Raw genomic sequence first — 12,913 nt, forward strand, 5'->3', positions numbered from 1 at the left:
CATGAACCAGCCGCTCGCGGGCTACGCCCCCGCACCCGTCACCGCCCGCATGGAGAACCACGGCAACAACATGCTGAAGGTCGCCATGCAGACCGGAAGCGACCTCTTCGCGCGCGTGGGCTCGATGATCGCCTACGAAGGCTTCATCCAGTACGAGCCCAACCCGCCGGCCGTGCGCCAGATCGCGCGCGACTGGATGACCGGCGAGGGCGCGCCCCTCATGAAGTGCTCCGGGGACGGACTGCTCTACCTCGCCGACTACGGCGCGGACGTCGTGGTGATCAACCTCAACGGCGACGGGATCTCCGTCAACGCCACCAACCTGCTCGCCTTCGACTCCCACCTCACCTGGGGCGTGGAGCGGGTCAAGGGGCTGGCGAAGTTCGCAGGCCAGGGCCTGTGGAACACCAAGATCACCGGCCAGGGCTGGGTCGCGCTGACCTCCCGGGGCAAGCCGATCGTCGTCGACTGCGGAGGCGGCGAGGACGAGACGTACGTCGACCCTGACGCGCTCGTCGCCTGGTCCCCGAACCTCAAGGTGAAGGGCAAGCGCAGCTTCAAGGCGCAGTCGCTGATCGGCCGCGGCAGCGGCGAGGCCTACCAGATGGCCTTCTCCGGGCAGGGCATCGTCGTCGTCCAGCCCAGCGAGGACAGCACCGACCGCATCCGGCTCCGGGGCTGAGGGGAGAACACGACACCATGCAGAGCCCGCTTTTCGCGTTCAACGACTCGCAGTCCCAGGACCGCTACAGCCTCCAGAACAAGCAGATGCTGCGCATCGTCTTGGAGGGCCACGACGACATCCTCGCCCGCAAGGGCACCATGGTCGCCTACCAGGGGCTCGTCGAGTTCGACGCCGAGTACCAGAGCAACCAGCAGGGACGCGCGCGTGCCTACACCGGCGAGGGCCTCAGCCTGATGCGCTGCCACGGGCAGGGCACCCTCTTCCTCGCCAACCTCGCCCAGCACATCCACGTAGTGGATGTGGAACAGGACGGCCTCACCGTCGACAGAAGCTACGTCCTCGCGATGGACTCCTCGCTGCACCATGAGGTCATCGCCGTGGACAGCCTGTACGGAATCTCCGGCTCCGGGAAGTACCAGCTCAACATCACCGGCCGCGGCAAGGTCGCCCTGATGACCTCGGGCGCGCCCCTGATGATGCAGGTCACGCCCGACAAGTACGTCAACTGCGACGCCGACGCGATCGTCGCCTGGTCCACCGGCCTGCGGGTCCAGATGCAGGCCCAGACGCACTCCTCCGGGGTGTGGCGGCGTCGCGGCAACACCGGCGAGGGCTGGGAGCTGAGCTTCATGGGCAGCGGCTACGCGCTCGTCCAGCCCAGCGAACTCCTGCCCCCGCAGAACGCCGCGATCGGCCAGGGCCTCGCCGCGCAGTACGGCATGGGCCAGCACGGCGCGCACGCGCAGAACCAGGGCAACGTCTGGAGCTGAGCGTCCAGTAGCCGAACGTAAGGGGCGTCCGCACTTGCGGGCGCCCCTTACACGTTCACAGCCTGGCGCGCGTCGCCTCCAGCAGCCGCACGACCGACTCGTCGGCTACGGCGGCCACCTCGTCGTAGGGGAACCAGCGCAGGTCGAGGGACTCGTCGCTGATCTCCTGGACGGCGCCGGGGGGCGCCGCGACCGCGTACTGGACGTCGTAGTGGAAGTGGCACGGTGCCGGGATGGGATGGAGGTCGAGGCGGGCAGGGCCGCCCGGCAGCAGGGTGAGTCCGGTGATGCCGGACTCCTCCGTGGCCTCCCGCAGGGCCGCCGACTCCAGGGAGGTGTCCTCCGGCTCGCAGTGGCCGCCCATCTGGAGCCACATCCGCAGCTTCTTGTGCAGGGTCAGGAGAACGCGACCCTGCACAGGGTCGATCACCAGCGCGCTCGCCGTGACATGGCCTGCGTGGCAGGACTTCCACATGCCGTCCGGGTGGGCGGCCAGGTGGTCCAGGTAGGCCTGGCGCAGGTCCGTCTGGTCCTCGTAGCTCTTCAGTACGAGGACCGCGTCGTCGTGCAGGCTCACTCGGTGTCGTCGTCCTTCTTCAGGTCGGGCTTCTCGGCCGCCTCGCCGAGCATCTTGTCCAGCTCGGAGAAGTCCAGCTGCTCGCGGTGCACGAAGCCGTCCGGGTCGTCCAGGTCGGATGCCGTCGGCAGCATGTCCGGGTGGGCCCACAGGCCGTCACGGCCGTCGACACCGCGCGCGTCCGTGAGCGAGGCCCACAGCCGGGAGGCGTCGCGCAGCCGGCGAGGGCGCAGCTCCAGGCCGATCAGCGTGGCGAACGTCTGCTCGGCGGGACCACCCGTCGCGCGGCGGCGCCGCAGGGTCTCGCGGAGCGCGTCGGCGGACGTCAGACGCGGCTTCGCGGCGGCGTGGACCACCGCGTCCACCCAGCCCTCGACAAGTGCCAGAGCCGTCTCCAGACGGGCCAGGGCGGCCTTCTGCTCCGGTGTGTCCTCCGGCTGGAACATCCCCTGCTGAAGGGCGTCCTGCAACTGCTCCGGGTTCTGCGGGTCGAACTGGCCGACCACGTCCTCCAGCTTGGCGGTGTCGACCTTGATCCCGCGCGCGTACCCGTCGACCGCGCCGTACAGGTGCGAGCGCAGCCACGGCACGTGCGCGAACAGGCGCTGGTGGGCGGCCTCGCGCAGGGCGAGGTAGAGCCGCACCTCCTCCTGCGGGATGCCGAGGTCCTTGCCGAAGGCCTCGATGTTCAGCGGCAGCAGCGCGGCCTTGCCGACCGGGCCGATCGGCAGACCGATGTCGGTCGAGCCGACGACCTCGCCCGCGAGCACGCCCACGGCCTGCCCGATCTGCGTGCCGAACATGGCGCCGCCCATGGAGCGCATCATGCCGATCAGCGGGCCCGCCATGGCCTGCATCTCCTCCGGCAGGACGTCACCCATGGCCGCGCCGACACGCTCGGCGACCGGGTCCACGAGTTCCTTCCAGGCCGGAAGGGTCGCCTCGACCCATTCCGCGCGGGACCACGCCACGGCGGAGCCGGCGCCGGACGGCAGCGAGGTCGCGTCGTCCAGCCACAGGTCGGCGAGGCGGACGGCCTCCTCGACCGCGGTGCGGTCGGCGGGGCCGATGCTCGCGTCCTTGACGCCGTCCTGGGTGCCCTGGGACACCGTCTGGCGGGCGATCTGCTTGGCCATGTCCCAGTTCACCGGGCCGCCCTCGTACGAGAGCATCTGGCCCAGCTGCTGGAACGCGGCGCCCAGGTCGGTGGGGTTCAGGGAGCCGAACATGGCTGCGAGCGGATTGTCCGCGCCGGGGCCGCCAAAGCCCCCGGCACCGGGCAGCCCGCCAAAACCGAACGGGTTGGCCGGTCCCTGACCACCACCGCTCTCCTGGTCCTTCTTCTTGCCCTCGTCGCCGTCTTCCGGCTCCTCCGGCGGAAGGCCGAATCCGAATGGGGTGTCACTCACGGGATTCCTCGGCTGCTAAGGCCGCCGGTTTGCTCCGACGGCACGACTGCCCTTCAACACCACCCAGCGTAGACACCGCGGGCCGTTCGGGCCTCGGTGCTTCGCCGAGACCTGGCCTGCGGCAGGATGGATGCCACCTGGTCCGGACGCGTCACGCGCGTCCGTACTGAAGACAACCGCTGGAGACGCCCGGTGAGTTCCCCAGATCCGCAGGTTCGCGCAGCGCGAAACCACTCAACCAGTCCCGCCGTGCGCGGGCCCGTCGTCGCGGTCACCGGCGCCGCGTCCGGGGTCGGGGCGCTGCTGACCGAGCGGCTCGCCGCCTCCGAGGAGATCAAGCAGGTCATCGCCATCGACGAGCGGCGCGGAGAGTGCGCGGCAGCCCAGTGGCACATCCTCGACGTACGGGATCCGGCCATCGCGGAGAAGCTGCGCGGCGCCGACGTCGTCGTCCATCTGGCGCTCGATCTCGACCTGGAGACCGACCCGGCCGCCCGTTCGGCGTACAACGTGCGGGGGACGCAGACCGTGCTGACCGCCGCGGCGGCGGCCGGTGTCCACCGGGTCGTGCTGTGCACCTCCGCGATGGTCTACGGAGCGCTGCCCGACAACGAACTGCCGCTCTCGGAGGACGCCGAACTGCGGGCCACCGCGGAGGCCACCGGTGTGGGCGACCTGCTGGAGGTCGAGCGCCTCGCGCGGCGCGCGCCCCGGGCGCATCCCGGGCTCAATGTCACCGTCGTCCGCCCCGGAGTGCTCGTCGGCGGCACCGACACCGCGCTGACCAGGTACTTCGAGTCACCCCGGCTGCTCGTGGTGGCCGGGTCGCGGCCCGCCTGGCAGTTCTGCCACGTCGAGGACCTGTGCAGCGCTCTGGAGTACGCCGTCCTGGAGAAGGTCGAGGGCGAGCTGGCCGTCGGCTGCGACGGATGGCTGGAGCAGGAGGAGGTCGAGGAACTCAGCGGCATCCGCCGCATGGAACTCCCGTCCGCGGTCGCGCTCGGCGCGGCGGCCCGGCTGCACCGGATCGGGCTCACCCCGTCCCCGGCCGGCGACCTCGCGTACACGATGTACCCCTGGGTGGTGAGTGGCAGCCGGCTCCACGACGCGGGCTGGCGGCCGCAGTGGACCAACGAGGAAGTGCTCGCGGAGCTGCTGGAGGAGGTCGCCGGGCGGCACACGGTCGTCGGACGACGGCTCGGCCGCAAGGACGCGACGGCGGCGGGTGCCGCGGGCGCGACGGTCGCGCTGCTCGGCGCGGCGGCGGTCGTACGGCGGGCACGGAAGGCCCGGCGGCGGATCTGAGAAAGCGGGCTCCCTAGGACGCGGATCTGAGAAAGCGGGCTCCCTAGGACCACGTGCGGGAAACGTGCTCCTGTAGGACGCTCCAAACGGGCACGCACGCGTGCCTGGTGAACGTGCTATTCCGTGCTGTCCGCGGGGTGCGGCACGATGGAGGCATGGCACCCACGATCGACCATCCCGGTGAGCAGGCAGCGCAGGATCCCATCAAGCTGATCGGGATCCGGGAGACGCCGCTCTCCGTGGACGAGGTCCTCAAGGCCGTCGGGGACGACGCGGCCGGTGGGACGGCACTGTTCGTCGGGACGGTGCGGAACCACGACGGCGGCGCCGATGTCGACGCGCTGGGGTACTCCTGCCACCCCAGTGCCGAGGCCGAGATGCGGCGCGTCGCCGAGAAGGTGGTCGCGGAGTATCCGGTGCGGGCGCTGGCCGCCGTCCACCGGGTGGGGGATCTCGGGATCGGGGATCTGGCGGTCGTCGTCGGCGTGTCGTGTCCGCACCGGGGTGAGGCCTTCGAGGCCTGCCGGAAGCTGATCGACGATCTCAAGCACGAGGTGCCGATCTGGAAGCACCAGAAGTTCTCCGACGGCACCGAGGAGTGGGTCGGCGCCTGTTGACGCCCGGCCGGCGCGCCTGCTGACGCCGACGCAGCGCGCTCGCTGGTGCCCGCTCACCGCGTCTGTCCACGGCCGCTCACCGACTTCTCACCCGACCCCGATCGACTTCTCACCGGCCCTCCGGTTGCGTAACCGCCCCCCTGGCATGAGCGTTGTCAGTGGGGCTGGCTAATCTGCTGATCAGTCAGTTGAGGTCACTCATGTGGGGTTGGGAGGTCGGCATGGCGGCACTCGCCTGGTTGTTGATTCCGCTGGTGGCTGCGATAGGTGCCGGTCTGTGGGGCAGTTGGGCCAACAGAACCCGCAAGGTACGCAGCGACGGTCCGGAACTGGACGGCTATGCCCGCTTCCGCGAGGCCATGGAGAAGTCCCACTCCGGCACGTGAACAGAAGCGCGAACAGAAGCGCGAACGGAAGCGCGATCGGAAGGCGGCCCTGACGGTGCGCTGACAGAAGCGTCCCGTACTGTCGTGCCATGCCACGCCGCACCGCGACGATGCTCGCCTCCACCCTGATGCTGATCGCGCTCCTGTGCGCGGGAGTCTTCATCAAAGTCCCGTATTCGGAGATGTCGCCGGGCCCCACGGTGAACACGCTCGGGGACCACGACGGCGAGCCGGTACTGCAGATCACCGGGCGCAAGACCTACCCGACGACCGGTCACCTGAACATGACGACGGTCCGGGTCACCAGCGCCGACTACAACATGAACCTCGTCGAGGCCGTGTACGGCTGGCTCGCCCACGACGACAAGGTCGTCCCGCACGACACGCTGTACCCGGACGGCAAGACGGAGCAGCAGTCGACCCAGGAGAACGCCGAGGAGTTCAGCCAGTCCCAGGAGAGCGCCAAGGTAGCCGCCCTGGAGCAGCTGGGCGTCCCGGTGAAGTCCTGGGTGATCGTCTCGACGGTCGTCAAGGGCTCCCCGGCCGAGGGCAAGCTGCACGCCGGTGATGTGATCAAGGCCGTGGACGGTACGACGGTGAAGCAGCCCGACGACGTCGCGAAGCTGGTCACCAAGCACAAGCCAGGCGAGAACGTCGTGTTCACGATCGTCCCGGCCAAGGACCAGGCCGCCGCCGTGAAGGCGAACAAGACGGCGACCGCGACGAAGAGCATCACGATCACCACCGCGACCTCCGACGACAGCGGCGCCAAGCGCGCCATCGTCGGCATCTCGGCCGGAACCGATCACACGTTCCCGTTCACCATCGACATCAAGCTCGCCGACGTCGGCGGCCCGAGCGCCGGCCTGATGTTCGCGCTCGGCATCTACGACAAGCTCACCCCGGGCGACCTCACCGGCGGCAACTTCGTGGCCGGCACCGGCACGATCGACGACAACGGCAAGGTCGGCCCGATCGGCGGCATCTCGATGAAGACGGTCGGCGCGCGCAGCAAGGGTGCCCGGTACTTCCTGACGCCCTCCGACAACTGTGCGGAGGCCGCCAAGGACACCCCCGGTGGCCTCAGGCTCGTCAAGGTGAACACCATCAAGGACGCGATCAGCTCCCTCAAGCTGATCAGCAGCGGCAAGACCGCCGACCTCCCGAAGTGCACCACCAAGGGCTGAACAAGCCTCTTCTTAAGACCTCGTGTACGACTCCGGGGGCGCCCTGAGACCAAAGGGCGCCCCCGGAGTCGTACGAGAAGAACCGGAGCCGTGGGGGAGGACGTCAGTCCTCGAAGGTCGCCGACAGGGCCTCGGCGAGGCCCGGGACCAGGGCGCCGCCGGTGAGGACCTCCCTGGGGGAGTCCTTCTCGCGCAGGCGCAGGGCGGAGTCGCGGGTGCCGTCGCGCAGGACCGCGACCGTCATGCGGACCTCCTGGCGGTCCGGGTGCTGGGCGACCCACTGGGTGAGCTTCTTCCCGCTCAGCCCCTCCGGGACGGAGGCCTCGGCGGACGGAGGCAGCATCAGGCGCTCGACGGTGAGCGCGCAGCCGGCCACCGCGTCGGGCCAGGCGATCGTGCCGAGGAACTCGTCCAGCGGCTTTCCGGCCGGGATCTCCTCCTGCTCGATCGGGGTGAGACCGGTGGTCTCGGGCTCGTCCCGCAGGCCGAGTTGGGCCGCGAGGCCGGGTTCCTGGGCCCGCAGCCGCGCGGTGTCTACGAGGGCGAAGAGGCGAGCGGGCTGGTCCCAGCCGAGGCCGGAGGCGTACTCGTCGATCTCGAGTACGGCCCGGGTGAGGGGGTTCGCTGCCATGGGAGTGTTGGACATGGTCACAATCCTGCCTCGTTCATGGCCGGAATCGGGAACCGAGTAAACGGTGAGTAAGTTGCATAGGTGTGGGCCCGCGATCACGCGGGGCTACGGAAGGTCCGCGAACCCGGGGACCTGACGCAACGACAGCGACCAACAGCGAACTTCGAGGTGCGCACCTTGGCTTTCCAGATGCCGGACCGCGGCGGAGGCCCGCAAGGGCCGCGGATCAGAGTGGGCCGCCCGTCCCGGCGGGTCCGGACTTTGCTCATGACACTGGGCGTCCTTGCCGTACTCGGCATGGCGTTCACGATGTTCGCGGGCTTCTGGACTGACTGGCTCTGGTACCGGTCGGTGCATTACTCGTCCGTGTTCACCACCACCCTGTCGACCAAAATCGGGCTCTTCTTTGTCTTCGGCCTCCTGATGGCGGCGGCGGTCGGTGTGAACATCTGGCTGGCGCACCGCTTGCGCCCGCCACTGAGCGCCATGTCGATGGAGCAGCAGAGTCTCGACCGCTACCGGATGGGCATCGCGCCGTACAAGAGGTGGCTGCTTCTCGCGATCACGGCTCTCGTCGGGCTGATCGCGGGTGCCTCCGCGTCCAGTCAGTGGCGGGTCTGGCTCATGTGGGTCAACGGCGTGCCCTTCCACCAGAAGGACCCGCAGTTCCACCTCGACGTCTCCTTCTACGCCTTCGACCTGCCCTGGTTCCGCTTCCTGCTCGGCTTCGGCTTCGCCGCAGCGATCCTCTCGCTGCTGGCCGCCGCGCTGACGCACTACCTGTACGGCGGCCTGCGGATCACCAGCCCGGGCGCGCGCGCCACGGCCGCGGCCACCGGGCATCTGTCGGTACTGCTCGGCATCTTCGTCGCGCTCAAGGCGGTCGCCTACTGGCTCGACCGGTACGGACTCGCGGTCAAGTCCAGCGACTTCAAGGCGACGGGCGACTGGACGGGCCTTCGGTACGTCGACGCGAACGCCTATCTGCCGGCCAAGACGATCCTGTTCTGCATCGCCGTCATCTGCGCCCTGCTGTTCTTCGCCACCCTGTGGCGGCGCACCTGGCAGCTGCCCGTCATCGGCTTCGGCCTGATGGTGCTCTCCGCGATCCTCATCGGCGGCCTGTACCCGGCGATCGTCCAGAAGTTCACGGTCCAGCCGAACGAGCAGGCCAAGGAAGCCCCGTACGTCCAGAAGAACCTCAAGGCGACGCGCGAGGCCTACGGCATCGACGACACCAAGGTCACGGAGTACTCGGGGACGAGCACCACCAAGGACAAGACCAAGCTGCGCGCCGACGTCGACTCCACGGCGAGCATCCGCATCGTGGACCCGAACATCGTCTCGCCCACCTTCCAGCAGCTCCAGCAGATCAGGAACTACTACGCGTTCCCGACCAACCTGGATGTCGACCGCTACAGCAAGGACGGCAAGGACCAGGACACGGTCATCGGTCTGCGTGAGCTGAACCTCAACGGCATTCCGAAGAACAACTGGATCAACGACCACTTCCGCTACACCCACGGCTACGGCGTGGTCGCCGCCAAGGGCACCGAGGCCGACTCCGAGGGCCGCCCGGTCTTCACCGAGTCCGATCTGCCGTCCACGGGTGACCTCGGGACGTACGAGCAGCAGATCTACTACGGCGAGAAGACCACCACGTACTCGATCGTCGGCGGTCCCCAGAAGGAGATCGACTACTCCGACGACAGCGGCGAGAAGACCACCAGCTACAAGGGCAAGAGCGGGGTCAGCCTCTCCAACCCGCTCAACCGGGCCGCGTACGCGGTGGCGTTCAACGAGCCGCAGATGCTCTACTCCGGTGCGATCGGCGAGGGTTCGCGGATCCTGTACAACCGCACACCCAAGGAACGCGTCGAGGCGGTGGCGCCCTGGCTGACCATCGACGGCGACGCGTACCCGGCGGTCGTGGACGGCCGTATCCAGTGGATCGTCGACGCGTACACGACGAGCAACGGATACCCGTACGCCTCGCGGACGACCCTCGGGGACACCACGGCCGACTCGCTGACCGCCTCCAACAACAACCGCGCGGTGGTGGCCCAGCAGAACCAGGTCAACTACATCCGCAACTCGGTGAAGGCGACCGTCGACGCGTACACCGGCGAGGTCAAGCTCTACCAGTGGGACACCGAGGACCCGGTCCTGAAGACCTGGATGAAGGCGTTCCCGGGCACGGTCAAGGCCAAGGCCGACATCTCGTCCTCGCTGATGGCCCATCTCCGGTACCCGCAGGACCTGTTCAAGGTCCAGCGGGAGCTGCTCACCCGCTACCACGTGACGGACGCGCAGACGTTCCTCAGCGGCAGCGAGGTGTGGCAGGTGCCGGACGACCCGACCAACAAGTCGGGCAGCGCGGTGCCGCCGTACTACCTGAGCATGAAGATGCCGGACCAGACCGCGCAGGCGTTCTCCCTGACGACGACGTTCACGCCGAACGGGAGAGACAACCTCAGCGCCTTCATGGCCGTCGACTCCGAGGCGGGCACGGCTGACTACGGCAAGATCAGAATCCTGAAGCTGCCGACCAGTACGACCGTCGGCGGACCCAAACAGGTGCAGAGTGCCTTCAACTCCGAACAGGACATCGCCGAGTCCATCAAGCTCCTCAAGGGCGGCGACTCGGACATCGAGTACGGCAACCTGCTGACGGTGCCGCTCGACGGAGGGCTGCTGTACGTGGAGCCCGTCTACGTACGCGGTGGTGGACTCAAGTACCCGCTCCTGCGCAAGGTGTTGGTGGCCTACGGAGGCAAGACCGCCTTCGAGGACACGCTGGACGAGGGGCTCAACAAGGTATTCGGGGCGGAGAGCGGTACGACCACGCCACCGGATACGGGCACCACCAGTCCACCGACATCCAGTAATCCAACGGTCCAACAGGCCCTGACCGACGCCCAGAAGGCCTTCGACGCGGGCCAACAGGCCCTGAAGAAGGGCGACTGGCAGGCCTACGGGCAGGCGCAGAAGGATCTCCAGGCCGCGCTGAAGCGGGCCGAGGCGGCGCAGGCCGCGGCCGGGAAGTCCGGCGGCAGCGGCAAGAGCAGCGCGAGTCCCGGCAGTAGTGCGAGTCCCAGCGCCAGCCCGAGCTCCAGTAGTAGTCCGAGTGCTTCGAGCAGTCCGAGCAGTGCGAGTGGTTAGCGCAGCTCAGGCGGCAGTTGATCACTAGGTCAAAGGCCCACCCCGCACCGTGGTACGGTTGCAACACAACGGCGCGGGGTGGAGCAGCTCGGTAGCTCGCTGGGCTCATAACCCAGAGGTCGCAGGTTCAAATCCTGTCCCCGCTACTGATCGCGAAGGCCCGGATCCTTTCAAGGATCCGGGCCTTCGCGCTGTGCGAACGCATGTGCCGACGAGGGTGACGGCCGTGCCGCCGGGGGGACTTGGTGAAACCGTGTTTCGCTTGTCTCTCTGTGGGCATGTCGACAAAACGCTGTAGAGACCTCACTGGCTGCGGTATACCAGGTGTACCCAGGTTGCAGGTGGTGCGACGATGGACGTTATGGGGGACAAGGCAACTCTGTTGGATACAGGGCGTTTTGTGCAGCCTTCCGACCGGGACGAGACCGGTGAGGCGGAGGCTGTCGACGAGGCACGTACACGGCTCGCCGCACAGGCCGGCGACGTCGAGGCGACGAGTGTCCTCGGAGCGATGCTGCTGCGCCGCGGTGATCTCGACGGAGCCGAGCCGCTGCTGCGTGCCGCCACCGCCGAGGGCGACCGGGCCGCGGCCAACAACCTGGGTGTCCTCCTGCACCAGCGCGGATACACCGACGAGGCCGCCGGATGGTGGCGGATCGCCGCCGTGGCCGGGTCCGCCGCCGCCGCGCACGCGCTGGGCCGGTACCACCGCGAGCGCGGCGACGAGCCCGCCGCCGAGTACTGGCTGCGCCAGTCCGCCGAACAGGGCCACGCGCTGGGCGCCTACGCGCTCGCCGATCTGCTGGAGCACCGGGGGGACGCCCTGGCCGAGCAGTGGATGCGGTCCGCCGCCGAGCGCGGGCACCGCGAGGCCGCGTACCGGCTGGCGCGCGCGCTTGATCGACAGGCGCCGCACGAGGACGAGGGCGGGGCTGACAACGGTGTCGAACCGGCCGCCGGGAGCGAGGCCGAGCAGTGGTACCGGCAGGCCGCCGCGCGCGGGCACCAGCGGGCCGCGCTGCATCTCGGGGCGATCCTGGAGAAGCGGGGCGAGCTCAAGGAGGCCGGGCGCTGGTATCTGACGTCCGCGAAGGACGGGGAGGCCCGCGCCGCCTGCGCGCTCGGGTTCCTGCTGCGCGACGCCGGCGACACCGAGAGCGCCGCCGTGTGGTGGCTCCGGGCCGCCCAGGACGGCGACGGCAACGCGGCCAACGCGCTGGGCGCGCTGCACGCCGAGCGCGGCGAGACGCAGACCGCCGAGCGGTGGTACCGGGCCGCGATGGACGCCGGTGACGTGAACGGCGCGTACAACCTCGGGCTGCTCTGCGCCGAGCAGGCGCGTACCGCGCAGGCCGAGCAGTGGTACCGGCGGGCGGCCTACGCCGGGCACCGCGAGGCGGCGAACGCGCTGGCCGTGCTGCTGCTCCAGGGCGGCGACGCGACCGGGGCCGAGCCGTGGTTCTCCAAGGCCGCGGAGGCCGGGAGCGTGGATGCGGCGTTCAACCTCGGGATCCTCTTCGCCGGGCGTGGCGAGGAGGCCGTAGCGCTGCCCTGGTACGAGCGGGCGGCTGCCGCCGGGCACACCGAGGCGGCGTTGCAGGTCGGGATCGCCCGGCTGCGGGACGGCGACGAGCGGGAGGCCGAGCGGCATCTGCGGTGCGCCGCCGGCGGGGGGAGCGCGGAGGCGGCGTACCGGCTGGCCTCGGTGCTCGACGCGCGGCGACCGCCCGCGCCCGCGCACGAGTTGGGCGAGCAGGTGCACGAGAAGACCGAGTGCGAGGAGTGGTACGAGCGGGCGGCGTCTCAGGGGCATCGGCGGGCGCAGGTGCGGGTGGGGATGCTTGCCGCCGCGCGCGGCGATGTCGTCGAGGCGGCTCGGTGGTATCGGGAGGCGGCCGAGGCCGGGTCCCGCAACGGGGCTTTCAATCTTGGGCTGTTGTTGGCTCGGGAGGGCAGTGAGCCGGAGGCTGCGGTGTGGTGGGCGCGGGCCGCTGACGCGGGGCATGGGCGGGCGGCGTTGCGGCTGGCCCTGGTTTACGCGCGTCGAGGGGAGCTTGCCGAGGGGCAGCGGTGGGCGGATCGGGCCGTGTCCTTGGGGCCGTCGGAGGTGTCCGAGCGGGCGGCTCGGTTGCGGGATGCGTTGCGGCAGGAGCTGACGGCGTAGCGGTGGTGTGTTTCGCCCCC

At 69.5% G+C, this 12,913-nt stretch carries 11 protein-coding genes and 1 tRNA gene; 9 read left to right on the top strand and 3 right to left on the bottom strand.

Features of this window, described 5'->3' with window-relative positions; all coding sequences use genetic code 11:
• Position 1 precedes the first annotated feature (1 nt).
• Positions 2 to 682 (top strand): AIM24 family protein, encoded by a 681-nt coding sequence (locus tag ACIQBL_RS04125; RefSeq protein WP_401936503.1) that lies wholly within the window; start codon positions 2 to 4, stop codon positions 680 to 682.
• A 17-nt stretch (positions 683 to 699) separates the two neighbouring features.
• On the top strand, positions 700 to 1,455 hold the full coding sequence (locus tag ACIQBL_RS04130; protein ID WP_401936506.1) for an AIM24 family protein: 756 nt from the start codon (positions 700 to 702) through the stop codon (positions 1,453 to 1,455).
• 55 nt (positions 1,456 to 1,510) lie between these two features.
• On the opposite strand, the gene ACIQBL_RS04135 is transcribed toward ACIQBL_RS04130, so the two are convergent.
• Complete coding sequence (locus ACIQBL_RS04135; RefSeq protein WP_401936508.1) at positions 1,511 to 2,032, bottom strand: NUDIX hydrolase; 522 nt, start codon at positions 2,030 to 2,032, stop codon at positions 1,511 to 1,513.
• A complete protein-coding gene (locus ACIQBL_RS04140) occupies positions 2,029 to 3,441 on the bottom strand; it encodes a zinc-dependent metalloprotease (protein ID WP_401936511.1) in 1,413 nt (470 codons plus the stop codon). Before ACIQBL_RS04140 ends, ACIQBL_RS04135 begins: the two co-directional genes overlap by 4 nt.
• A 192-nt stretch (positions 3,442 to 3,633) precedes the next feature.
• On the opposite strand from ACIQBL_RS04140, the gene ACIQBL_RS04145 reads away from it, so the two are divergent.
• The 4 genes from ACIQBL_RS04145 (at position 3,634) to ACIQBL_RS04160 (ending at position 6,936) form a co-directional block, all read left to right on the top strand.
• Positions 3,634 to 4,746, top strand: a complete 1,113-nt coding sequence (locus ACIQBL_RS04145) for an SDR family oxidoreductase (RefSeq protein ID WP_043674550.1) — start codon at positions 3,634 to 3,636, stop codon at positions 4,744 to 4,746.
• A gap of 155 nt (positions 4,747 to 4,901) precedes the next feature.
• Positions 4,902 to 5,363, top strand: a complete 462-nt coding sequence (locus ACIQBL_RS04150; RefSeq protein ID WP_401936514.1) for a molybdenum cofactor biosynthesis protein MoaE — start codon at positions 4,902 to 4,904, stop codon at positions 5,361 to 5,363.
• A 158-nt stretch (positions 5,364 to 5,521) separates the two neighbouring features.
• Positions 5,522 to 5,749: a hypothetical protein gene (locus ACIQBL_RS04155; RefSeq protein ID WP_401937065.1), complete on the top strand. Its 228-nt coding sequence runs from the start codon at positions 5,522 to 5,524 to the stop codon at positions 5,747 to 5,749.
• 89 nt (positions 5,750 to 5,838) lie between these two features.
• On the top strand, positions 5,839 to 6,936 hold the full coding sequence (locus ACIQBL_RS04160; protein ID WP_401936517.1) for a PDZ domain-containing protein: 1,098 nt from the start codon (positions 5,839 to 5,841) through the stop codon (positions 6,934 to 6,936).
• Between the two features lie 103 nt (positions 6,937 to 7,039).
• Here the strand turns inward: ACIQBL_RS04160 and ACIQBL_RS04165 are convergent, their stop codons facing one another.
• Entirely contained in the window at positions 7,040 to 7,582 is a 543-nt protein-coding gene (locus ACIQBL_RS04165; RefSeq protein ID WP_401936520.1) for a PPA1309 family protein, read from the bottom strand.
• Positions 7,583 to 7,735: 153 nt separating this feature from the next.
• Here ACIQBL_RS04165 and ACIQBL_RS04170 point away from each other — a divergent pair, with 153 nt between their 5' ends.
• The 3 genes from ACIQBL_RS04170 to ACIQBL_RS04180 all read left to right on the top strand — a co-directional run bounded on the left by ACIQBL_RS04170 (position 7,736) and on the right by ACIQBL_RS04180 (position 12,893).
• Positions 7,736 to 10,729, top strand: coding sequence for a UPF0182 family protein (locus tag ACIQBL_RS04170; RefSeq protein WP_401936523.1), 2,994 nt, complete (start codon positions 7,736 to 7,738; stop codon positions 10,727 to 10,729).
• A gap of 72 nt (positions 10,730 to 10,801) precedes the next feature.
• Positions 10,802 to 10,875 (top strand) — tRNA-Met (locus ACIQBL_RS04175).
• A gap of 206 nt (positions 10,876 to 11,081) precedes the next feature.
• Complete coding sequence (locus ACIQBL_RS04180) at positions 11,082 to 12,893, top strand: sel1 repeat family protein (protein ID WP_401936525.1); 1,812 nt, start codon at positions 11,082 to 11,084, stop codon at positions 12,891 to 12,893.
• Positions 12,894 to 12,913: the final 20 nt, after the last annotated feature.

It is taken from the genome of Streptomyces sp. NPDC088350 (genome assembly GCF_044753545.1).
Lineage (GTDB): Bacteria > Actinomycetota > Actinomycetes > Streptomycetales > Streptomycetaceae > Streptomyces.

What these genes read in the sequence shown, in the direction of transcription:
- ACIQBL_RS04130 (WP_401936506.1), top strand. Translation starts at nt 700, where the DNA reads ATGCAGAGCCCGCTTTTCGCGTTCAACGACTCGCAGTCCCAGGACCGC.
- ACIQBL_RS04165 (WP_401936520.1), bottom strand. Translation starts at nt 7,582, where the DNA reads ATGTCCAACACTCCCATGGCAGCGAACCCCCTCACCCGGGCCGTACTC.
- ACIQBL_RS04160 (WP_401936517.1), top strand. Translation starts at nt 5,839, where the DNA reads ATGCCACGCCGCACCGCGACGATGCTCGCCTCCACCCTGATGCTGATC.
- ACIQBL_RS04180 (WP_401936525.1), top strand. Translation starts at nt 11,082, where the DNA reads ATGGACGTTATGGGGGACAAGGCAACTCTGTTGGATACAGGGCGTTTT.
- ACIQBL_RS04150 (WP_401936514.1), top strand. Translation starts at nt 4,902, where the DNA reads ATGGCACCCACGATCGACCATCCCGGTGAGCAGGCAGCGCAGGATCCC.
- ACIQBL_RS04125 (WP_401936503.1), top strand. Translation starts at nt 2, where the DNA reads ATGAACCAGCCGCTCGCGGGCTACGCCCCCGCACCCGTCACCGCCCGC.